The 22,365-nt window shown below is 66.7% G+C and carries 17 protein-coding genes; 13 read left to right on the top strand and 4 right to left on the bottom strand.

What is annotated here, in order from left to right:
- The first annotated feature begins 100 nt into the window (after positions 1 to 100).
- The 8 genes from ABB25_RS04995 to ABB25_RS04960 all read left to right on the top strand — a co-directional run bounded on the left by ABB25_RS04995 (position 101) and on the right by ABB25_RS04960 (position 9,295).
- Positions 101 to 1,150 carry a HEAT repeat domain-containing protein gene (locus ABB25_RS04995; RefSeq protein ID WP_057664563.1) on the top strand — a complete coding sequence of 350 codons (1,050 nt, stop codon included), beginning with the start codon at positions 101 to 103 and terminating at the stop codon, positions 1,148 to 1,150.
- A complete protein-coding gene (locus ABB25_RS04990) occupies positions 1,147 to 2,670 on the top strand; it encodes a glycosyltransferase family 2 protein (RefSeq protein ID WP_083488114.1) in 1,524 nt (507 codons plus the stop codon). The genes ABB25_RS04995 and ABB25_RS04990 overlap by 4 nt, the downstream gene beginning before the upstream one ends.
- On the top strand, positions 2,667 to 3,947 hold the full coding sequence (locus ABB25_RS04985; protein ID WP_057664561.1) for a YaiO family outer membrane beta-barrel protein: 1,281 nt from the start codon (positions 2,667 to 2,669) through the stop codon (positions 3,945 to 3,947). The genes ABB25_RS04990 and ABB25_RS04985 overlap by 4 nt, the downstream gene beginning before the upstream one ends.
- 4 nt (positions 3,948 to 3,951) lie before the next feature.
- Positions 3,952 to 6,366, top strand: a complete 2,415-nt coding sequence (locus ABB25_RS04980) for an LTA synthase family protein (RefSeq protein WP_057664558.1) — start codon at positions 3,952 to 3,954, stop codon at positions 6,364 to 6,366.
- Positions 6,363 to 7,310 carry a hypothetical protein gene (locus ABB25_RS04975; RefSeq protein WP_057664556.1) on the top strand — a complete coding sequence of 316 codons (948 nt, stop codon included), beginning with the start codon at positions 6,363 to 6,365 and terminating at the stop codon, positions 7,308 to 7,310. The genes ABB25_RS04980 and ABB25_RS04975 overlap by 4 nt, the downstream gene beginning before the upstream one ends.
- 17 nt (positions 7,311 to 7,327) lie before the next feature.
- Positions 7,328 to 7,759: an alternative ribosome rescue aminoacyl-tRNA hydrolase ArfB gene (arfB, locus tag ABB25_RS04970; protein ID WP_057664554.1), complete on the top strand. Its 432-nt coding sequence runs from the start codon at positions 7,328 to 7,330 to the stop codon at positions 7,757 to 7,759.
- Between the two features lie 4 nt (positions 7,760 to 7,763).
- Positions 7,764 to 8,366, top strand: a complete 603-nt coding sequence (locus ABB25_RS04965) for a 1-acyl-sn-glycerol-3-phosphate acyltransferase (RefSeq protein WP_057664552.1) — start codon at positions 7,764 to 7,766, stop codon at positions 8,364 to 8,366.
- A gap of 209 nt (positions 8,367 to 8,575) precedes the next feature.
- Positions 8,576 to 9,295: a hypothetical protein gene (locus ABB25_RS04960; RefSeq protein ID WP_152981022.1), complete on the top strand. Its 720-nt coding sequence runs from the start codon at positions 8,576 to 8,578 to the stop codon at positions 9,293 to 9,295.
- Here the strand turns inward: ABB25_RS04960 and ABB25_RS04955 are convergent.
- Complete coding sequence (locus tag ABB25_RS04955; protein ID WP_057664642.1) at positions 9,252 to 10,217, bottom strand: LysR family transcriptional regulator; 966 nt, start codon at positions 10,215 to 10,217, stop codon at positions 9,252 to 9,254. The genes ABB25_RS04960 and ABB25_RS04955 overlap by 44 nt on opposite strands.
- A 109-nt stretch (positions 10,218 to 10,326) precedes the next feature.
- Here ABB25_RS04955 and aceB point away from each other — a divergent pair, with 109 nt between their 5' ends.
- From aceB to ABB25_RS04935, 4 genes are all read left to right on the top strand, one after another.
- On the top strand, positions 10,327 to 11,967 hold the full coding sequence (gene aceB, locus ABB25_RS04950) for a malate synthase A (protein WP_057664550.1): 1,641 nt from the start codon (positions 10,327 to 10,329) through the stop codon (positions 11,965 to 11,967).
- Between the two features lie 45 nt (positions 11,968 to 12,012).
- Positions 12,013 to 13,344 (top strand): isocitrate lyase, encoded by a 1,332-nt coding sequence (aceA, locus tag ABB25_RS04945; protein ID WP_057664548.1) that lies wholly within the window; start codon positions 12,013 to 12,015, stop codon positions 13,342 to 13,344.
- A gap of 264 nt (positions 13,345 to 13,608) precedes the next feature.
- Positions 13,609 to 14,598, top strand: a complete 990-nt coding sequence (locus ABB25_RS04940; protein ID WP_152981020.1) for a GGDEF domain-containing protein — start codon at positions 13,609 to 13,611, stop codon at positions 14,596 to 14,598.
- A gap of 31 nt (positions 14,599 to 14,629) precedes the next feature.
- Positions 14,630 to 17,110 carry a putative peptide modification system cyclase gene (locus ABB25_RS04935; RefSeq protein ID WP_160319408.1) on the top strand — a complete coding sequence of 827 codons (2,481 nt, stop codon included), beginning with the start codon at positions 14,630 to 14,632 and terminating at the stop codon, positions 17,108 to 17,110.
- Positions 17,111 to 17,131: 21 nt separating this feature from the next.
- Here ABB25_RS04935 and ABB25_RS04930 read toward each other — a convergent pair whose 3' ends face one another.
- Positions 17,132 to 17,452: an NHLP-related RiPP peptide gene (locus ABB25_RS04930; RefSeq protein WP_057664543.1), complete on the bottom strand. Its 321-nt coding sequence runs from the start codon at positions 17,450 to 17,452 to the stop codon at positions 17,132 to 17,134.
- A 54-nt stretch (positions 17,453 to 17,506) separates the two neighbouring features.
- Here ABB25_RS04930 and ABB25_RS04925 point away from each other — a divergent pair, with 54 nt between their 5' ends.
- On the top strand, positions 17,507 to 18,724 hold the full coding sequence (locus ABB25_RS04925; protein ID WP_160319407.1) for a putative peptide maturation dehydrogenase: 1,218 nt from the start codon (positions 17,507 to 17,509) through the stop codon (positions 18,722 to 18,724).
- A gap of 13 nt (positions 18,725 to 18,737) precedes the next feature.
- Here the strand turns inward: ABB25_RS04925 and ABB25_RS04920 are convergent, their stop codons facing one another.
- The gene (locus tag ABB25_RS04920) at positions 18,738 to 20,750 is read right to left on the bottom strand and encodes an acetyl/propionyl/methylcrotonyl-CoA carboxylase subunit alpha (protein WP_211259286.1); all 2,013 of its coding nucleotides are present in this window, start codon (positions 20,748 to 20,750) and stop codon (positions 18,738 to 18,740) included.
- A gap of 4 nt (positions 20,751 to 20,754) precedes the next feature.
- A complete protein-coding gene (locus tag ABB25_RS04915) occupies positions 20,755 to 22,365 on the bottom strand; it encodes a carboxyl transferase domain-containing protein (RefSeq protein ID WP_057664539.1) in 1,611 nt (536 codons plus the stop codon).

The following is a 22,365-nucleotide window of genomic DNA, read 5'->3' as shown; positions in this document are numbered from 1 at the left end:
ACCTTCGTCACATAACAAGGGTGTCCATGACAATAGGATGTCAGGCGTTTTTCGGATCAAGTGCATGGGGAGCACGACGATGCCATGGAATTACTGGGGCATGAGCGATGTCACCATCGCCAAGTGGGTTGCGCTGACCACCCTGTGTCTGGCGTTGGTGGTGCTGCTGGCGATCCTGGTGCTGCGTCGTTTGGCCGATGCCCGCCAACGGCGGGATCGCGCGGCTTACCAGCGCTGGCAGGCGGTATTCGAGCGCGCCCTTGCCGGCGACGCGCTGTCCTCGTTGCCGACCACGGTCGATGCCGGTGAGCTGGCCGGCCTGCTGGAGGCCTGGAACACCCTGCACGAGCGGATTGCTGCCGATCAGGCACAACCTCTGCGTGCCCTCGGCCAGCAGCTTGCCCTTTCCGGCCGCTGTGCCCATCTGCTGCGCGGCAGCTACCATGACCGCGCGCTGGCGGTCATCGCGCTGGGCCATCTGCAGGATAAGCAGGGCTTTGCGCTGGTGGAGCCGTTGCTGCACGACCGCAGCCCGATTGTGTCGCTGTGCGCGGCGCGGGCGTTGTCGATGATTGATCCATCGCAGGCCATGTCGCGGTTCATTCCGCTGATCGTCGATCGCCCTGAATGGACCCCGGGCCATGTGGCGCGGATCCTCAGCGAGAACGGGGAGTATGTGGCAGTACGCGAGTTGTCCAATGCACTGCTGCATGCCAGTGCCGAGACCTCGGTCAAACTGCTGCGCTTCCTGACCGATATCGATGCGCAGCAGTCGGCCCAGGTCGTGCACCGGCTGCTGAACGAACCGGTCGATGACCAGGTGCTTTCTGCCTGCCTGCAGGTGCTGCATGACCGCAACGACCTGCCGCGGGTACGCCAGTTGCTGGCGGCCAAGCGCTGGCATGTGCGGATGCATGCGGCAAGCGCGCTGGGACGATTGGGCGCGGCAGAGGACCAGGCACTGCTGGAACCGTTGCTGGCCGACCCGGTCTGGTGGGTGCGTTACCGGGCGGCGGAGGCGATTGCCGCGCTGCCCGGAGTCGGGTTGCCCGGCTTGCAGGCCGTCCAGCCCCGCGTCCGTGACCGTTTCGGCCGCGAGATCATCGCCCAGGTAGTGGCAGAAAAGCGGATGGCGGAGCAGCCGGCATGAGCATGTACTGGGAAAACCTGATGGCGTGGTTGCAGCAGGCCAGCTGGGTGCACTGGCTGGTCGAATTCCAGTGGGCCTTCCTGGTCTATTTCTTCGTTATCAATTTTGCGTACCTGCTGCTCAACTGGCTGTCGGCGGTGCGGGTGCTGCGTTACATGCGCGAATACCGTGCCGATTATCTGCCCGAGGCACTGCGCAGCTACCAGCCACCGGTAAGCATCATTCTGCCGGCCTACAACGAGCGGGAGACGGTGGTGTCGGCCGTGCATTCGTTGCTGCGCACCAACTATCCGGCCTACGAAATCATCGTGGTCAACGATGGTTCCACCGATGACACCCGGCAGATGCTGATTGATGCCTTCGCACTGGAGCCGGTGCCGGAAGCCTATCGCCAGCGGCTGCCGACCGAGCCGGTCCGCGGGCTGTATGCCTCGGCCAAGTACCCGCGGGTGCGCCTGCTGGACAAGGAAAACGGTGGCAAGGCCGATGCCCTGAACGCTGCGATCAACTGTGCGCGTTACCCGCTGTATTGCGCCACCGATGCCGACTGCATCCTGCACCCGGAAAGCCTGTCGCGGGTGATCCGCCCGTTCCTGGAGGACTCGCGGGTGGTGGCCAGCGGTGGCGTGGTGCGCGTGCTCAACGGCTGCCGGGTGCGTGACGGCATGCTCGAAGAGGTCGGCCTGCCTGACCGCCTGCTGCCGGGCTTCCAGTTGATCGAATACCTGCGCGCGTTCCTGTTCGGGCGGATGGGCTGGTCCCAGCTCAATGCGCTGTTGATCATCTCCGGCGCGTTCGGGGTGTTCTACAAGGAGCGGGTGATGGCCATCGGCGGTTATCGCCGCGACACCATCGGCGAGGACATGGACCTGGTGGTGCGCCTGCACCGCAACCTGCGCAAGGAAGGGCGCGACTACCGCATCGTGTTCGTGCCCGACCCGGTGTGCTGGACCGAGGTGCCCACCGACCTGCGTTCGCTGCGCAACCAGCGCGTTCGCTGGCAGTGCGGGCTGGCTGAAAGCCTGTGGCCGAACATCGGGCTGATGTTCAACCGCAAGGGTGGGGCGCCAGGCTGGCTGGCCTTTCCGTTCATGCTGTTTTTCGAATTCCTCGGCCCGATCATCGAAGTGGCAGGCTACCTTGCCCTGATCGTGCTGGGCCTGCTGGGGCTGGTGCCGTGGAGCCTGTTCTGGATCTTCCTGGCCGCGGCGATCGGCATGGGCATCCTGCTGTCGGTCAATGCGATGCTGCTGGAAGAAATCTCCTTCCGGCTGTATCCGCGCGGCAAACAGCAGCTGCGTCTGTTCCTGTTCGCCGTGCTGGAAAATTTCGGCTACCGCCAGCTGACGGCGGTATGGCGTTTGACCGGCACCTTGCGCTGGCTGTTCAGCCGGCGGCGGCAGCATGTGTGGGGGCAGGTCGACCGTGACGGCTCCTGGCAGCGTCCGGCCGCGTCTGCAGCGCCGGATGAAGCCATGCCGCCGCTTGCTCCAGATCGTTTACCACGAGGCAATTCATGACCCTTTCCCCGCTGCCTTCCCCGCTGCGGCGCCACCGGCTGGCATCGGCGCTGCTCCTGTGCAGCCTGCTGCTGTGCCCACCCGTGCTGGCGCAGGAACCGGCTACGCTGTCCATCGAAGAGGAGCTGTCCAGCCTGCGTGAGCTGGCTACCTCGGGCCAGCGCAGCCAGGCGCTGGAGGGTTACCAGCGGCTGCTGCAGCGCTCGCCGGACAACAGCGATGTGCTGCTGGCGCGCGGCCGTACCCTGGCCTGGGAAGGGCGTTACCCGGAGGCCGAGCAGGACCTGCTGCGGGTGGTCCAGCGCAGTCCGGATTATGCCGATGCATGGTCGGCACTGGGGGACCTGTACCGCTGGAGCGACCGCCCCGAGCAGGCCGTGCAGGCCTATGGGCGCTGGATCGAACTGGCACCGGAACAGCCCGAGGCCTGGCTGGCTCGCGGTCGGGTACAGCGGGCAGCCGGCCGGGAAGAGGCGGCAATGGCCGATTTCCAGGCCGCCGCCGCGCGTGGTGCCGACATCAGTGCGCTGCAGCCGCCCAGCGTGGCGACGTTGCTGAGCGCCAATCCGGAAGCGAGCGCGGTCCAGGGCTACCGCTGGGGGGTGCGCGCCGGTATCGACTGGACCGGTTTCAACAACGGGCGTGCCGCCTGGCGCGATGCCGATGTGGGCATCCGGCGCTATTTCACGCGTGGCTCGCTGGGGCTGGAAGTGCTGCATGCCGACCACTTCGATACCACTGACCGGGCCATTGCACTGGATGCCTATGCGCCGCTGTGGGAGCGTGCCTACACCAACCTGCGCTACCAGCACGGGCCGTCCTCGGGCATCCTGCCGCAGCGTGCCTGGCGCATGGAAGTGTTTCAGGGCGTCGGCTCGGGCTGGGAGCTGTCGGCCAGTGTCGACCAGCTGCGGTTTTCCGACAGCATCGAGTTCTATGGCATCGGCGTGGGCCGCTATGTCGGCAACTGGTATGGGCGCTACAAGCTGCAGCATGTGCCCGGGGTCGGTTCGGGCAGCTGGAGCCACCGGCTGCAACTGCGCCATTACTACCGCGGCAATGCCGATGATTACTGGCAGGCCAGCGTCAGCAGCGGCCGCAGCACCGATCTCGACCGCTTCGGCACCGTGGTGCGCGACAGCAATGCCGCCCTGGGCCTGTCCTGGACCCGTTATCCGCACCCGCAGTGGGGGTTCCGGCTGGGCATCGGTTATGCCGATGATGCCGACGGTGTGATCGAGCAGCGTGCCTCGGCCGCGCTTTACCACCGCTGGTAAGCCGATGTTGCCGTCCTCGCATGCCAACGCGATTGAACCGCGGCAGCGTCACTGGCTGCTGCGCGCGCTGCTGGTGCTGCTTGGCGCACAGTTGAGCCTGTCGCTGCTGGCGGCATGGACCGGCCCGGCACTGGCCGGGCAGCAGCAGGTGGTAACGCTGGAACTGCTCGGCATCGCGCTGTGGCAGGGGCTGTGGGTGCTGCTGCGCAGCCTGCCGCTGCTGCTGCTGTTGCTGTGGCCGCTGTTGCGTGTGCTGGGGCCGCGCCGGCGCTGGTGGGCCTTTGCCAGCGTTGGCACGCTGTGGCTGCTGCTGCAGGCCGCGCTGGAGCTGTTTTTCCAGCAGGCCGGCAACCCGCTGGGCGCGGACCTGTTTGGTTACAGCTGGCAGGAAGTGACCACGACCCTGGCCGGGGCGCAGGTTGACCGGCTGCCGGGGGTTGCGCTGCTGCTGTGGCTGCTGCCCTGCCTGCTGCTGTGGCTGGGGTTGCGCTGGGCCCTGCACCACACTCCGGCCGGATATGCGCCGCGCCGTCGGACCACGCTGGGCGCAGTACTGGGTGCCAGTCTGCTGGCCTGGCTGGTGCCGCTGTCAGCCGGCCTGGCCTGGCTGCCGGAGCAGGCCCTGCGTGAGCAGGCCTGCAACAAGCTGGCCTGGTTTGCCGCCGATCTGTGGCGTTGGCAGCAGCGCAGCCTGCTGCCGGTGGCACAGGCACAGGCGCAGGCAGGACCGGTCGATGCCGACAGCGCCGGGCGTGATCCACAGCACCCGTTTGTGCACCCGGAACGCACCCCGGACGTGCTCGGTACGCATTTTGCCGACACCAGCGACGGGCGTGCGCCGAACATCGTGCTGATCCTGGTCGAGGGCCTGGGGCGCTCGTTCTCCGGTCCGGAAGCGCCGCTGGGCAGCTTCACCCCGTTCCTGGACGAGCTGGCCGCACAGAGCCTGTATTTCGACAATTTCCTGGCCAACCAGGGCCGCACCTTTGCAGTGCTGCCCTCGCTGCTGGGTTCCCTGCCGCTGGCAGAGGAAGGCTTTTCGGCCCTGCAGCCGCCGTTGCCAGAGCACCCGGGGCTGTACCGGCTGCTCGGTGGGCAGGGCTATCAAGGTGTTTTCTACAACGGCACCGACACCGCCTTCGACAACGAGCGTGGTTACCTGCAATCCCAGGGGGTGGAGCGGATCATCGACCTGACCAACTTCGGCCCGGGTTATGAGCGCAACCCGTACAGCCAATGGGGCTATGCCGATGCCGAACTGGTCTCGCGGGTGATCGCCGACCTGCCGCAGCTGCAGCCGCCGTTCGTGCTGGGCATGCAGACCATCTCGATGCACACCAGCTACCGCTTCCCCGGCCAGGCGCACTGGCGCCAGCGGCTGGACGCGCATCTACGCCAGCTGCAGCTGCCGGCCAGCCGGCAACAGGCGGTACAGGCGCAGGCCGACATCTACAGCACGATCCTGTACACCGATGGCCAGCTGCAGCGCTTCTTCGCCGCCGCCCGGCAGCAGCCCTGGCATGCCAACACCATCTACCTGATCACCGGTGACCACCGGCTGCCGGAAATCCCGATCGGCGAGCATATCGAGCGCTACCACGTGCCGTTGTTGATCCATTCGCCCCTGCTGCGCCAGCCGGCGCGGATCGGTGGGGTGTCCTCGCACCTGGATGTGCTGCCCTCGCTGATGGCCCTGCTGTCGGCCCGTTATGGCCTGCAGCGGCCGGCACAGACCCCGTGGCTGGGACGCGGGCTGGACCTGTCGCCGGAGTTTTCCAGCACCGGGCATTTCCCGCTCAAGCAGACCAAGACCAGTGCCGAGGAATACCTGGACGGCCGCTGGTGGCTGCGCGATGGCCAGTTGTACGCGCTGGAAAAGGGCATGCGCCTGACCGCGATGGACGACCCGGCCGCGCGTGCGCAGGTCCAGGCCCGGCTGGATGCCTACCAGCGCGGCAACCATGCACTGCTGCAGCACCACCGCCTGATGGCCGCGCCTTCGCCGCTGCAGGCCTATGACCCGGCCCAGGTCGAGCAGCGTCCCGAACCGGTGCCGGCCAGCCAGGCCCTGCCCGGGCTGGGCGTGGAGGATGTGTCGCTCCAGCCCGGTCCGGCAACCGTACGGTTGCAGGCCACCTTCATCAATGGCGATGCCACCGCCAGCGCGTGGTTCGTACCGTTGGCGGTGCTGGTGGATGAGCAGGGCAACGAGCGTGGCGAGGTTTCCGGGCCGGCGCTGCAGCTGCCGGCCCGGCAGCGCCAGCGCGTCCATCTGGTGCTGCCGTTGCCGCCAGGCGCGGCCGGCAGCTGGTCGGTGTCGGTCCGTCCGTCCGACCCACAGACCGGGCGTGCCAACGGCCGTGGCCGCTACCGCCTGGCCCTTGAACTGCCCGTACCGACACCGGAGAAAGCCCCATGAAGCGCATCACTTGGCCCTGCTGGCTGGCCCTCACCCTGCTGCTGGCCAGCAGCCTGCAGGCCACCGCCGCGCCGCGTGCCGAGCGTGCGCTGTGGACCTGGGAGGCCGAATCCTATGCGATGGTCGATGATCCGGCGGTGGCCGAGGAGGCGATCAGCTACCTCAAGTCGCGTGGCTTTGACCGGCTGTACCTGTACGCCGATGCCTACCGCGGCCGCCACCTGCTGCGTGACCAGCCCGAGCGTTACCACGCGCTGATCCAGCGCCTGCGTGCCAACGGCATCAGTGCCTATGCGCTGCTCGGTTCGTGGTACCTGAACACCGAAACCTATGTACTGCCCGAACGCCGTGCCGATGCGCTGGCGATGCTGCAGCACGTGCTTGATTACAACGCCGCAGCACCGGCGGCGGCACGCTTTGATGGCGCCAACCTGGATATCGAGCCGCACATCCTGGACGCCTGGAACGAACACACCCGGCTCGGCCTGCTGCGTCACTTCCTGGACATGAGCAAGGCGCTGATGGACGCCAAACAGGCCAGTGGGCAGACCCTGCTGCTCGGCCCGGCCATCCCGTTCTGGCTCGATGGCTACAGCCTGGACTGGAACGGGCGCCAGGCGCTGGTCAGCGAGCACATGATCGACACCTGGGATTACGTCGCGCTGATGGATTACCGCGACTTTGCCGAAGGCCGCGACAGCATCCTGTCGCATGCGGCCAGTGAACTGGACTATGCCCGGCGTGCCGGCAAGCCGGTGGTGATCGGGCTGGAAGTCTCGCCCAACGACATCAACAAGGTGACCTTTGCCGAGGAAGGCCCGGCGGTGTTCGAACGCGAGGTGGCCAAGGTCGAGGCGGCGCTGGCCGGTGACCCGGCATTTGCCGGTTTTGCCATCCATCACTACCGCGCCTGGCGGGCATGGGAGCAGCGCCACGCCGAGTAGGCCCTACAATGGCCGGCATGTCTGTCGGTTTTTTGTCTGTCAGCCCCACGATCCGTATCCCCGACGATGAGTTGGTGGAGCGTTTCGTGCGTGCGTCCGGCGCTGGCGGGCAGAACGTCAACAAGGTGTCATCGGCCGTCGAGCTGCGCTTTGATGTGGCCCATTCGCCCTCGCTGCCCGAGGCCGTGCGTGAGCGCGTGCTGGCCCGTCGGGACCGTCGGCTGACCGCCGAGGGCGTGCTGGTCATCGATGCCCAGCGTTTCCGTACCCAGGAGCGCAACCGCGTCGATGCCCGCGAGCGCCTGCTGGGCATCCTGCAGCAGGGGCTGCAGGTGCAGGCACCGCGGATTGCCACCCGGCCCACGCGTGCCTCGCAGCGGCGCCGGGTCGATGACAAACGCAGCCGCGCCCAGCTCAAGCGCGGGCGCAGTTCAAGCCATTGGGATTGATACCTTGAGTCAGAACGATCCGATCATTCCGCCGATGCCGGCGTCCTTGCCGCAGGTGCCTGCCAACCGTTTCAGTCGCTGGCTGGGGCGTACGATCCTGCGTCTGGGTGGCTGGAAAATCGTTGCGCCGATGCCGACCGAGGGGCGGGCGGTGGTGATTTTTGCGCCGCATTCGACCAACTGGGACGGTCTGTGGGGGTTTGCCACCAAGCTCGGGATGGGCGTGCAGGCACGGGTTCTGGCCAAGTCGCAATTGTTCTGGTGGCCGTTGGGCTTGCTGCTGCGCCGGATGGGCGCGGTGCCGCTCAACCGTTCCTCGCCGCAGGGCACGGTGGAGCAGGCGGTGGCGCTGATCAACCGTTCGCCGAAAATCTGGTACGTGCTGGCACCGGAAGGCACGCGCAAGTCGGTCAAGGAGTGGAAGGGCGGCTTCATCAAGATCGCGGTGCAGGCAGGGGTGCCGATCGTGCCGGCCTATGTGCATTACCCGGAGCGGATCATCGGTTTCATGCCCGCCTATCATCCGACCGGTGATTACGCCACGGACATGGCCGCGATCCGCGCGATGTACCGGCCATGGCAAGGCAAGCACCGCGGCACCGAGTAGCCGCCCGGTCTGCGCACAGGCTGCGTGAACGCAGCCTTGGTGCGAGCGCCGACTTTGCATTTTCGCGCTTTTTCACTGGCCATTGGCGGCTGATAATCGCCACTTGTACCCGGCAGTGATTTTTCCTGCCTGCGCACTGGCGCCGGTACACAGACCCTGTCCGTTGCTGTGAGGTACCCGCTTGAAGGGTGCCGGGATGATGTATTGCCGTGAAAAATGAAGGGAAGTTGCTGTTGGCCGCGTTTGGCCGGTTCTGCGCCTACTGCCTGCTGGCGGCCTTGCCGGTGTTCGTGCTGCGTCAGGACCTGCTCGGGGCCGGCAACACGCTGGGCGAGCGCTCGCTGGTGGAGCTGACCCAGACCGGGTTCCTGCTGGCCAGCAGTGCCAGTTTTGCGGTGCTGGCCTGGCGGTGCGCGCAGGAGCGTCGCTTTGCGCTGCTGGCCAGTGCGTTTTTCATGGTGATGCTGGTGCGTGAGCAGGATGCCTGGCTGGATGTGCTGATCGGGCACGGCGCATGGAAGTTCCTGGCGGTACCGATCGCGCTGGCTGCCCTGGTCTGGGCGGCGGCCGACTGGCGTGCCAGCGTGGGCGCGCTGCTGCGCTTTGTGTCCTCGCGCGCCGGTACGTTGATGCTGCTCGGCCTGGCGGTGCTGCTGTGCTATTCGCGTCTTTTCGGCATGACCGGCCACTGGACCGCCGTGCTTGGCGATGGCTATGTACGCACGGTCAAGAACGCGGTGGAAGAAACCACCGAACTGCTCGGCTACACCTTCATCCTGGCCGCCAGCGTGCATTACCTGGTACACCGGTTGCGGGCCCTGCGCCGGCAACCGGCAGGCGCGTGCCGGCCCTTTCTGACCCGGACGCGGGCGTTGCAGGGCGGCATCAGCGTTCGGAGTGGCCGGTCTGGTCATAGCTGCGCGGGCTGAGCAGGTTTGGCTGGATGCACTCGATGAAGGCACGCGCCTGTGCCGACAATGGCCGCCCGCGGCGCACGGCCACCCCGTAGGTGCGCGGCGGGAATAGCGATCCCACCGGGCGGATCGCCAGCTCGCGCGCATCCTCGGCCCCCAGGCACAGTGCCGGCACCACCGAGATGCCCATGCCCAGGGCGACGTATTGCTTGATCACCTCCCAGCCGCCGACCTCCAGGCTGACGCTGTAGGGCAGGCGCTGCTGCTGGAAGATGCGGTCGACCAGGCGCCAGGTCACCTGCCGTCGCGGTGGCAGGATCAACGGATGCTCGGCGATCTGCGCCAGCTCCAGCTGCGGCACGCTGCTCAGCGGATGGCCCAGCGGGGTGATCAGCATCTGCTCGAAGCGTTGCACGGTTTCATAGCTCAGGTCCGAGGGCACATCCAGCAGCGAGCCGACAATCAGGTCAGCGGCATCGCTGCGCAGCAGGTCGGTGCCATCGGCGGTGATCGCGTTGTGCAGCGACAGCCGCACCTGCGGGTGCAGCTGGCGGAAGGCGGCCACCACCTTGGGCAGCAGGTACAGGATGGTGGTCGAGTTGGCGGCAATCCGCAGCTCGCCGGCATCCAGCCCGCTGATCTTGTCGCGGAAGCGTTCGGCCAGCCCATCGAGGTTTTCCACCAGTGGCTGGGCCATTTCATACAGCACCTGGCCCTCGCGGCTGGGGACCAGGCGCCGCCCGCTGCGCTCGAACAACACCACCCCGAACTCGCGTTCCAGCGCCTGCAGCTGCAGGGTCACGGCCGGCTGGCTGATGAAAAGTGCCTCGGCTGCGCGTGAAACCGAGCCCAGACGGACCGTCTGGCAGAACGCCCGCAGCGGTTTGAGACGGTCGGATTTGTAGGAAAAACGAGGACTTGCGGTAGCGGCGGACATCGTTTTCATCCGGTATTTGTATAACTTATGTAACCCATTGCAAAAACTGTTTTGTTAAATACCAAGGTGAAGTTGCAGTTTGGAGCTCCGGATCGATAGGAGTTCAAACATGTCTGCCGTTGCCCCTGCTGCCCCTGCCGCTGTCGCTGCGCCGGCGACCCCGGGCCTGAGCCTGACTGTCCAGGTTGCCGGCCAGCAGACCCTGCTGACCCCGGAACTGGTGGCCCTGCTGGTCTCGCTGCACCGGGCCATCGAGCCCGGCCGCCAGGCGGCGCTGTCACACCGGGTGCAGCGCCAGGCCGAATTTGATCGCGGCGTGCTGCCCGATTTCCGCACCGATACCGCCCACATCCGGCAGGGCCAGTGGCAGGTTGCATCGATTCCGGCCGCGCTGGCCGACCGCCGGGTCGAGATCACCGGGCCGACCGACCCGAAGATGGTGATCAATGCGCTCAACTCCGGGGCGAAGGTCTTCATGGCCGACTTCGAGGATTCCACCGCGCCGACCTGGGCCAATGTACTGGCCGGCCAGCGTTCGATGATCGGTGCGGTGCGCGGTGACCTGACCTTCACCGCGCCGGCGGCCGGCGACAAGCCGGGCAAGCAGTACGCGCTGCGCCCGGAACCGGAACGGGCGGTGCTGATCGTGCGCCCGCGCGGCTGGCACCTGGATGAAAAGCACGTGCTGATCGACGGCCAGCCGATCGCCGGCGGGCTGTTCGATGCCGCCAGCTTCATCCTGCACAACGGCCGCACCCTGGCCGGCAAGGACCGCGGTCCCTACCTGTACCTGCCCAAGCTGCAGTCGATGGAGGAGGCTGCCCTGTGGGAGGCGGCGCTGAGCCACATCGAGGCCGCCACCGGGCTGGCCCAGGGCCAGGTCAAGGTCACCGTGCTGATCGAGACGCTGCCGGCGGTATTCGAGATGGAGGAAATCCTGTACGTGCTGCGCGAGCGCATCGTCGGGCTGAACTGCGGGCGCTGGGACTACATCTTTTCCTACCTGAAGACCTTCCGCCGGCATCCGGACCGGGTGCTGCCCGAACGCGGCCAGGTGACCATGACCCAGCCGTTCCTGAAGGCCTACTCGGAGCTGCTGATCGCCACCTGCCACAAGCGCGGTGCGCATGCGATGGGCGGGATGGCCGCGCAGATCCCGATCAACCACGACCCGGTGGCCAACGAGCAGGCACTGGCCCGGGTGCGTGCGGACAAGCTGCGCGAGGTGACGGCTGGCCACGATGGCACCTGGGTGGCGCACCCGGCGCTGATCCCGGTGGCGATGGAAGTGTTCAACGAGCACATGCCCACGCCCAACCAGCACCACGTGCTGCGCAAGGATGTCAGCGTGACCCGAGATCAGCTGATTGCCCCGTGCAGCGGCACCATCACCCGTGCCGGCTTCGAGAACAACGTCGAGGTCTGCGTGCGTTACCTGGCCGCCTGGCTGGATGGCAACGGCTGCGTGCCGATCCACAACCTGATGGAGGACGCGGCCACCGCCGAGATCAGCCGTACCCAGATCTGGCAGTGGATCCATGTCGGCAACCAGCACCTGGATGACGGCACCGCGATCGACCTGACCCTGCTCGATACCACCCTGAAGGCATTGCCCTCGCGGCTGGGCGATACCAGCGGCCTGCCCGGTGCTGGCCGCATTGGCGAAGCCATCGGCCTGCTCGACCAGCTCAGCCGCAATCAGGACCTGCTGGATTTCCTGACCCTGCCGGCCTACGCCCGCATCGATTGATTGACCCCTGCTGTAGCCCCCTGACACGTTATCGAGGAAGCAACCATGAGCAGCATCACCCAACAGATCGCCGACCTGCAGAAGGACTGGGACACCAACCCGCGCTGGAAGGGGGTCAAGCGCGACTACTCCGCCGCCGACGTGGTGCGCCTGCGCGGCAGTGTGCAGCCCGAGCACAGCCTGGCCCGGCGCGGTGCCGAGAAGCTGTGGCAGCTGGTCAATGGCCAGTCCAAGAAGGGCTACGTCAATGCCTTCGGTGCCATTTCCGCCGGCCAGGCGATGCAGCAGGCAAAGGCCGGGCTGGAAGCGGTGTACCTGTCCGGCTGGCAGGTGGCGGCTGACGGCAACACCTCCGAGACCATGTACCCGGACCAGTCGCTGTATGCCTACGACTCGGTGCCGACGATGGTGCGACGGATCAACAACACCTTCCAGCGCGCCGACGAGATCCAGTGGAAGGCCATTGTCGATGGCAAGCTCAAGCAGGAGGACGCGATTGATTTCTTCCTGCCGATCGTCGCCGACGGCGAGGCCGGCTTCGGTGGCGTGCTCAACGCCTACGAGCTGATGAAGAACATGATCACTGCCGGCGCCGCCGCAGTGCACTTCGAGGACCAGCTGGCTGCGGTGAAGAAGTGTGGCCACATGGGCGGCAAGGTGCTGGTGCCGACCCAGGAAGCGGTGCAGAAACTGACCTCGGCGCGCCTGGCAGCCGACGTGCTGGGGGTGCCGTCGATCGTGCTGGCACGCACCGATGCCGAGGCCGCCAACCTGCTGACCAGCGACTTTGACCCCAACGACCAGCCGTTTGTCACCGGCCAGCGCACCAGCGAGGGCTTCTACAAGGTGCGCAACGGCCTTGAGCAGGCCATCAGCCGTGGCGTGGCCTATGCCCCGTATGCGGACCTGGTGTGGTGCGAGACCGGTACCCCGGACCTGGGCTTTGCCCGCGAGTTCGCCCAGGCCGTGCATGCGGCCAGCCCGGGCAAGCTGCTGAGCTACAACTGCTCGCCGTCCTTCAATTGGAAGAAGAACCTGGACGATGCCACCATCGCCAAGTTCCAGGACGAGCTGTCGGCACTGGGCTACAAGTTCCAGTTCATCACCCTGGCCGGTATCCACATCAACTGGTTCAACACCTTCAAGTTCGCCCACGACTACGCCCGTGGCGAAGGCATGCGTCACTACGTGGAGCAGGTGCAGGAGCCGGAATTCAAGGCCCGCGAGCAGGGCTACACCTTTGTTTCGCACCAGCAGGAAGTCGGTGCCGGCTACTTCGACGATGTCACCACGGTGATCCAGGGCGGCGCTTCCAGCGTCACCGCACTGACCGGCTCGACCGAGGAGGAACAGTTCCACCAGACGCAGCCGGCATGAGTGCGGGGGACTTGCCTGACGCCTGACCGGGGTTTTACCGGGCAGGCTGTAGGTAAACCCTTACAAGACACCCGATCAATGCTCCGGTATTGATCGGGTGTTGCTTTTTGGGGGGGGGCGGATTGGTCAAAACTTGATCAGATATGAACGCAGTGATGCTATTCTCGCCGCTGATCTGCTCGGCTCAGCTTCCATGCAGGATTGGCAATGACCGGCCCTTCGCTTCTTACCCTGGACCCCTCAGCCTCTGTCGCGGACACCGCGATGGCCGACATTGTCCATGCGGTGCTGTCGCCGGATGAGTTTGCGCTGTTTGACCGGCATGCATCGCGCCGTGTCTTTGGCAATGGCGAGGTGATTTTCGAGCGTGGCAGCGCCGGTCGCACCATGTATGTGATCGTCCGTGGCATGGTCGAACTGGATTTTGGCCAGGAAGTGCTGCCCAAATACCTGGCCGGCAATGAATTCTTCGGTGAACTGGGCCTGCTGATCGGCAGCCACCTGCGCAGCGCAGATGCGCGTGCCAATGGTGATGTCGAGCTGCTGGAGCTGGACCATGCACAGTTCTGTGGCCTGATCGACAGTGCCCCGGGATTGTTTGCCTATTTCCTGCGCCGCACGATCATGCGCATCACCAGTCACGAGGCCTCGTTGATCCACCAGCTGCGCCGGCGCAACAACGAGCTGGAAGCTGCGCTGGACAACCTGTACAGCGCCACCAGCCGGCTCAGCCACACCGAGGAACTGGTGCGCACCGACGAGCTGACCGGCGTATGCAACCGTCGCGGTCTGTCGTTGTACCTGCAGGCTGCCCGCAACCAGGGCCAGTGCCCGCCGCAGGGGCTGCTGCTGATCGACTGCGACCGCTTCAAGCAGATCAATGACATCTACGGCCACCTGGTCGGCGACCGGGTGCTGCAGAGTGTGGCCAATGTGCTGCGCTCCATTGCGTTGAAGGATGACCTGGCCTGTCGGCTGGGCGGGGATGAATTCTGCCTGGTGGTGGCGCGGACCGATCGCATTGGCCTGCAGCGACGGGCGGATTTCATCCTGTCGGCGATGCGTGGCCTGGTCGAGCGTTCCGGCCAGGTTCCCCGCGCCTGTGCGGTCAGCATCGGTGCGGTCCTGCTCAATCCGGCCGATGACTGGAACCATTGGTATGCCCTGGCTGACGGGGCGTTGTACCGGGCCAAGAACAAGGGCGGCAATGGCCTGCAGTGGCATGAGTCCGAAGCGCTCAGCGCGAGCGACTGAGCCAGGGACGGAACCGAAGATGGATGAGCAGATGTCCGCGCCGGTAATCCGGGCCTTGTTGTTGACCGACCTGTGTGACTCGGTCGCGCTGGTGGAGCGCATCGGCGACCTGGCCAGCGCCGAATTGTTCCGCAGCCATGACCTGCTGGTACTGGAGCTGCAGCAGCGTTGGCATGGCCGCTTGATCGATCGTTCCGATGGCATGCTGCTGGTGTTCGAGCGGCCGCTGCACGGCATCGGCTTTGCGCTGGATTATCTGGCCGAACTGGAAGCACTCGGCCAGGCGCGCGGGTTTGCGCTGAAGGCGCGCGCCGGCCTGCATGTCGGTGAGGTGCTGCTGTGGGAGAACAGCCAGGAAGCGATCGATATCGGTGCCAAGCCGCTGGAAGTGGAAGGCCTGGCCAAGCCGCTGGCGGCGCGCCTGCTGGCGATGGCGCGGCCCGGCCAGGTGCTGGTGTCGGCGGTGGCCGAGGCGCTGGCCCGTCGCGCCAGCAAGGATGAGCTGGGCAACCTGCGCGACCGGCTGGTGTGGAAATCCCACGGTGCCTGGTACATGAAGGGCGTCCCGACCGCGCAGGAAGTATTCGAGGTCGGCGAAATCGGTACCGCGCCGCTGCGCCGCCCGTTGAGCGGGCCCAAGGCCTGGCGTGCGCTGCCGCTGTGGCGGCGGCCGGCGGCCCTGGTGCTGCAGGCGGTGCTGGTGACCGCCGCGGTGGCCGGTGTCTGGTACGCCACCCGCAGCGAGCCGGCGATCGCCTTTGCACAGCGTGACTGGGTGGTGCTGGCAGACATCAACAACCTGGCCACCGATGACACGCTGAATCTGCCGCTGGAGCAGGGGTTGCGGATTGCGCTGGAGCAATCGCGTTATCTCAACGTCATGAGCAGTGAGCAGGTGGATGCGGCGCTGGAGCTGCTCGGTCACAGCGATGCGCCGCAACTGACCCGCGAGTTGGCCATTGATGTGGCCTTGCGCGAAGGCGCGCGTGCGGTGGTGGTACCCAGCCTGGAAAAGCGCAATGGTCAATGGCGATTCATCCTGGACCTGGTCGACCCGGTCAGCGGGCGCAACGTCCGCAGTGGTCATGTGCAGATCACCGCCAATGGGCAGGAGCAGCTGCTGGAGGCCATTGATGAAAGTGTGCGCACCATGCGTGCCCACCTGGGCGAGGATGCCGCGCAGATCACCAGCAGCGAGCCACTGCCGCAGGTCTCCACCAGCAGCCTGCCGGCATTGCGTGCCTATGCGCTGGCAGAAAAAGCGATTGGTCAACGCGACTATGCCACTGCTACCGAGCTGTACGCGGCGGCCCTGGAAGCAGACCCCGGGTTTGCCCTTGCCCATGTCGGCAATGCGCGCCTGCTGTGGCGGCTGCGCGACCTGGGTGGCGCACGCGAACACCTTGCCATTGCCCTGCAGCGACGCGATGGACTGCCGCTGCGCGAACGGCTGTACCTGGATGCATGGAGCGAGGAGCTGTCGCGTCGTGGCTGGGCCACCGAGCGTTGGGAAGCGTTGGCCAAGCTGTATCCGGATTTCACCGCCGGCCCCTCCAATGCCTCGCTGTACCTGCTGATGGACAACCGCTTTGCGCAGTCCGAGCAGTATGCGCGCCAGGCCGGCTACAGCCGTCACCCGATGCGGATGTTCCCGCTGGTGCATCTGGCGCGGGCGCAGCTGGCCCAGGGCCAGTACCAGCAGGCCTTGCAGGTACTCGACGAGGTGGACCAGCTCATCGGCAATGGCCGCCAGCATGACCTGCGTGGGGATGTGCTGGCCGCTGGCGGCGATGTCGACCAGGCACAGCAACTGTTCCAGCAGGCCGCCACCGGGACTGATCCCGGCGCCCGTTCAATGGCCTTGCGTGGTCTGCTCAGCGTGGGTGCGGCCCGGCAGAACTGCGCGCAGATGCAGGACAGCGCCCGCCAGTTGCGCGATTCGCTCAAGGACGCTCCGGGTATCTCCTCACTGCATGCCGAGGTTGCGGTACAGGTCGCACAGTTGTGCCAGGGCCGCGGTCAGCTGGATGCCGCATCGTTGCAGGCACTGGTCAACCGGCTGGAAGCCCTGGTTGCCGAAGAGCTGGATAACGAGCAGGTGGGTTTGAACGATCTGTATCTGCGCCTGCTGGTGCTGGCCTATGTGGCCCAGCGTGGTGGCGAGCAGGCAATTGCCGACAGCCTGATCAGGCGCCATGCCAACCAGATGATGGAGCTGGGCAACCCGGTCACCATCAAGCTGCTGGGGGTGGTGCTGGCGCGGCAGCAGCTTGACCAAGGCAAGCCGGAGGCGGTCATCGAGCGCCTGCGCACCCAGCTTGATGGCACCGAGCTGTATCAGGCGCGGGTGGTCCTGCGTGATGCCTACCGGGCGATGGGCGATGTTGCCGCCGAACAGCAGCAACAGCGCTGGCTGCTCAACAATGCCGGGCGAGCCTGGGCTGAAATGGTGATCGCCCAGCAGCTGCAGCCGCTCAACATCCTGGACCTCAAGGCCAGCCAGGCCGGTTAGCAGGCAGGCGGCAACGGCATTTCAGCGCTTTTTCAGCCGCTGGGAAATTTTGCCGGCCTCGAAGAAGAACACCACCGACATCGACATCTGGGCCTTGTCGGTCAGCGCCTGGCGCAAGGCATCGCGGGCTGCGATCAACTCCTGCGGCGAGGCCAGCTTTTCCACTTTGAAGCAGGCCTTGCTCTCGGTAGGGCCGTGGCAGCCGATCGCGGCCAGTGCCGCCGGGCCATCACTGCAGAACAGCTGGCGGAAAGCCTCATCGTTGGCCAGCCGGTCGAGCAGGACCTCGGCCTGGGCCGGGTCCAGGCTGGGAGGGCCGTGGTTGGGATCGTTTTCTGTCATGTCGTTGTATGCCGGGCAGGTTGCGCGCGATCGTATCATTGACATGAATGAATGATGAAAATCCTGCCAATGGAACAGATACGCATACGCCGCTGCTGGCATCTGCTGTGCGAGCCGCTGCAGGCCTTGCAGCTGGACATGGCTGCGCTGCTCAGCGGCGATGGCCGGCCGTTGCTGGCCGTAAGCCACCAGTGGTCGGCGCTGGCGGCCCATCTGGATGGTCCGGTGGCGCTGGATGATGCGCAGCTGGCGCTGCTCGGCCGTCTGGACCGCGAACAGTGGGTGCCACTGGCACAGCTGCCCGATGCCGCACAGTGGCTGCTGGACACTGGCCTGGCACTGGCGCACAACGATCAGCGCCAGTGCGCGTGCCGCGACCAGCAGCTGCGCCAGGCCCACTGGTGGGGACCGGCGGCGGTGCTGCACGCGCAAGCACGCTGGCAAGGGCAGGACAGCGTGCAGCAGCTGGCCGCACGCGGGATGGACCGGCTCGATGGCCTGATCGGCGAGCTGGGTACGCCACCGGCCAGTGGCCGCGACGGCGATGGCGCCCTGACGTTGCCGCCGGTGGCCGATTCACCGCTCGAGCAGTTGCTCGGGCGCCGGGTCAGTTGTCGTAATTTCGATGGCGGGCAGATGCTCGCGCTGGACCAGGTATCGGCGGTGTTGTGGGCTGCGCTGGCCGAACGGTCGACGGTGATCCATGACAGCGGTGCGCGGTTTTCCAAGAAGGGCACGCCATCGGCCGGTGGCCTGCATCCCACCGAAGCCTATCTGCTGCTGCGCAACGTGCAGGGGATCAAGGACGGTTGCTACCACTACCAGGCCAGCGCTCACCAGCTGCTGCCGCTGGCCGTGGGCGCTGATGCTGATGTGGGGAACCGGCGTGACTGGTCGGCGCTGGCCACGCGCTGGCTGGCTGGGCAGTACTGGTTCGCCGATGCCCAGGTACTGGTGGTGCTGGCGCCGCGCTATGACCGCCTGCAGTGGAAATACCGCAACCACTCCAAGGCCTACCGTGCCGCTGTGCTGGATGTCGGGCATCTGTCGCAGACGCTGTACCTGGCGGCCACCGAGGCCGGCCTGGGCGCGTTTGTCACCGCGGCGATCAATGAGCTGGACGTAGAGCGTGATCTGGGCCTGCAGCCTTTCGGCGATGGGCCGCTGGCGATTGCTGGATTCGGTATCCGTGCGGCGCAGATGACCACCGCCGAGCTGGACCCGGCCGGCGCCGTCTGGCAACCGGCCCCGGAAGGCTCCGGTGCCGGTTGACCAAGCGGGTTGATCAGTCTGCTGCTGCGGCAAAATCCACCAGCAGGGTGCCTTCGGCTACCTGCTGTTCGGCGCTGACCCGGTAGCCGTTGACGGTGCCGGCGCTGGGCGCGTGCACGGTGTGCTCCATCTTCATCGCCTCCATCACCAGCAGCGCCTGCCCGGCACTGACCTGGCTGCCGGGTGTGGCCAGCAGGCTGACAATCCGGCCGGGCATCGGGGCCTTCAGGTCGCCGCCCTGGGCGTTGCCGGCCTGCCCGGCCAGCGGGTCGGGCAGCTGGAAGCTCCAATGGCCGTGTGCGCAGAACAGGTGCAGGCGATCGCCCAGCCGCAGCGCCTGGCCGTGCAGGCGCCGGTGGTCCAGCTGCAGGCTGAACTGGCCGTCGGCGCGGACCTGGCCGCTGAGCTGGTGGCGCTGCTGTTCCGGGCCAAGCAGCTGCCACTGGCCGTTGCCGCCATCGACCAGCCAGCGCTGGGTCTGCTGGCCATCGGCCAGCACCGCCGGCCACTGCGCCGGGCCATGGCTGCGCCAGCTGTCGGCGCTGTGCCACGGCGAAGGCCAGCGTGCGCTGTCGCTGGCCACGGCCGCAGCGGCCTGGCTGGCATGCAGGCAGGTGGCGGCCAGGGCCCAGGCCAGCGTCGGCGCAGCGGCGCTGGCGGCATCCAGCGCCGGCTGCTCGCGTTCGATCAGTGCGGTGTCCAGCCTGGCCTGCGCAAACGAGGCGGTGTTGATGAGCCGGCGCAGGAAGCCGGTATTGGTGGTGACCCCGGCGATCTGGCAGGCCGCCAGCGCGGCATCCATGCGCCGCAGCGCGGCGTCGCGGTCCACATCCCAGACGATCAGCTTGGCGATCATCGGGTCGTAGTACGGGCTGATCACATCCCCCTGTTCGACCCCGGCATCAATGCGGACATGCGCGCTGCTGGCGGGCAGGCGCAGGTGCGCGATCGTACCGGTGGAGGGCAAAAAGCCGCGGTCGGCATCCTCGGCGTACAGCCTGGCCTCGATCGCATGGCCGCTGATGGACAGCTGCTCCTGGGTCCTTGGCAACGGCTGGCCAGCGGCAACGCGCAGCTGCCATTCCACCAGGTCCAAGCCGGTGACCAGCTCGGTCACCGGATGCTCGACCTGCAGCCGGGTGTTCATTTCCATGAAGTAGAACGCGCCATCCGGGGCGGCAATGAACTCCACCGTGCCGGCACCGACATAACCCACCGCGCGCGCTGCTTCCACCGCCGCCGCGCCCATCGCCGCACGGCGTTCGGGCGTCATCCCCGGGGCCGGGGCTTCTTCGAGCACTTTCTGGTGGCGGCGCTGCACCGAGCAGTCGCGCTCGAACAGGTGGACCACGTTGCCGTGGCCATCGGCAAACACCTGGATTTCGATATGCCGTGGGCTCAGGACATATTTTTCGACCAGCACGCGCGCGTCACCGAAAGCATTGGCGGCCTCGCGCTGGCAGCTGGCCAGGGCCGCGGCAAAGTCGGCGGCATCATCAACCCGGCGCATGCCCTTGCCACCGCCGCCGGCACTGGCCTTGATCAATACCGGAAAGCCAATGGCCTCGGCCTGCTGCTGCAGGAAGGCCAGGTCCTGGTTGTCGCCGTGGTAGCCGGGGGTAAGCGGCACGCCGGCAGCGCCCATCAGCGCCTTGGCCGCGCTCTTGGAGCCCATCGCCTCGATCGCCGCGGCCGGCGGGCCGATGAAGGTGATGCCGGCTTCGGCACAGGCGCGGGCAAAGCCGGCGTTTTCGGACAAAAAGCCGTAACCGGGGTGGATCGCCTGTGCGCCGCAGGCCAGAGCGGCGGCGATGATCGCCTCGCCGCGCAGGTAGCTCTGCGCAGCGGCCGCCGGGCCGATATGCACGGCCTCATCGGCCAGGCGCACATGGCGGGCGTTGGCATCGGCAGCCGAATACACCGCCACGGTGGCAATGCCCAGGCGCTGGCAGCTGGCGATGATGCGGCAGGCGATCTCGCCACGGTTGGCGATCAGGACCTTGGAAAACAGCGGAGCAGTGGGCATCGGCTTACATCCGGAACACGCCGAAGCCGGTGGCTTCGGCCGGGGCATTGAGGCTGGCGGCCAGCGCCAGGGCGAGCACGCGGCGGGTATCGGCCGGGTCGATCACGCCGTCGTCCCACAACCGCGCGCTGGCATACAGCGGGTGGCCCTGGGCTTCGAACTGGGCCTGGATTGGTGCCTTGAACGTGGCTTCCTCCTCGGCTGTCCAGCCCTGGCCACGGGCGGCCAGGCCATCGCGCTTGACCGTGGCCAGCACGTTGGCCGCCTGCTCGCCGCCCATCACGCTGATCCGCGCGTTGGGCCACATCCACATCAGGCGCGGCGAGAAGGCGCGCCCGCACATGCCGTAGTTGCCGGCGCCGAAGCTGCCGCCGATCACCACCGTGTACTTGGGCACGCGTGCGCAGGACACCGCAGCCACCAGCTTGGCGCCATCGCGGGCGATGCCACCGTGCTCGGCCTTCTGCCCGACCATGAAGCCGGTGATGTTCTGCAAGAACACCAACGGGATGCCGCGCTGGCAGCACAGCTGGATGAAGTGCGCGCCCTTGAGTGCGGACTCGGAAAACAGGATGCCGTTGTTGGCGATGATGCCCACCGGCATGCCTTCGATATGGGCAAAACCACAGACCAGGGTGGTGCCGTAGCGGGCCTTGAACTCGTCCAGCACCGAATCATCAACCAGACGGGCGATCACCTCGCGCACATCGAACGGCTTGCGGGTATCGGCCGGGATCACCCCGTACAGCTCGGCGGCCGGATAACGCGGCGGCAGCGGCTGGCGCAGGGCCCAGGGGCAGGGCGGCTGCTGCCAGTTGAGGTTGGCCACGATCTGGCGCACCCGCGCCAGCGCCTGGGCATCGTCATCGGCCAGATGGTCGGCCACCCCGGAGATGCGGGTGTGCACATCGCCACCGCCCAGGTCCTCGGCGCTGACTTCCTCGCCGGTGGCGGCCTTCACCAGCGGCGGGCCGCCGAGGAAGATCGTGCCCTGTTCGCGCACGATCACCGTCTCATCGCTCATCGCCGGCACGTAGGCGCCACCGGCGGTGCAGCTGCCCATCACACAGGCAATCTGCGGGATGCCGGCCGCCGACAGTGTGGCCTGGTTGTAGAAGATGCGGCCGAAGTGGTCGCGGTCGGGGAACACCTCGTCCTGCAGCGGCAGGAAGGCGCCACCGGAGTCGACCAGGTAGATGCACGGCAGCCGGTTCTCGCGGGCGACCTCCTGCGCGCGCAGGTGCTTTTTCACCGTGATCGGGTAGTAGGTGCCGCCCTTGACGGTGGCATCGTTGGCCACGATCAAGCAGTCCACCCCGGACACCCGGCCGATCCCGGCGACCACGCCGGCGCAGGGCACCTCGTCGCCGTACATGCCGTGGGCGGCCAACGGGGCGATTTCCAGGAACGGGCTGCCGGCATCGAGCAGGGCATCGATGCGCTGGCGCACCAGCAGCTTGCCGCGGGCCAGGTGCTTGGCACGCGCCGCTTCACTGCCGCCGGCGGAGGCCCGGGCCAGGGCATCGCGCAGTTCGGCCACGGCGGCCTGCATCGCCGCCTGGTTGTGCTGGAATTCCTCGCTGCCCGGTTGCAGCTGGCTGGTCAGGACGCTCAT

Source organism: Stenotrophomonas koreensis (assembly GCF_001431525.1).
In the GTDB taxonomy this organism is placed as follows: Bacteria; Pseudomonadota; Gammaproteobacteria; order Xanthomonadales; family Xanthomonadaceae; genus Stenotrophomonas; species Stenotrophomonas koreensis.
Note: the sequence above shows the minus strand (reverse complement) of the source record. Positions and strands in the feature narration are given on the sequence as shown.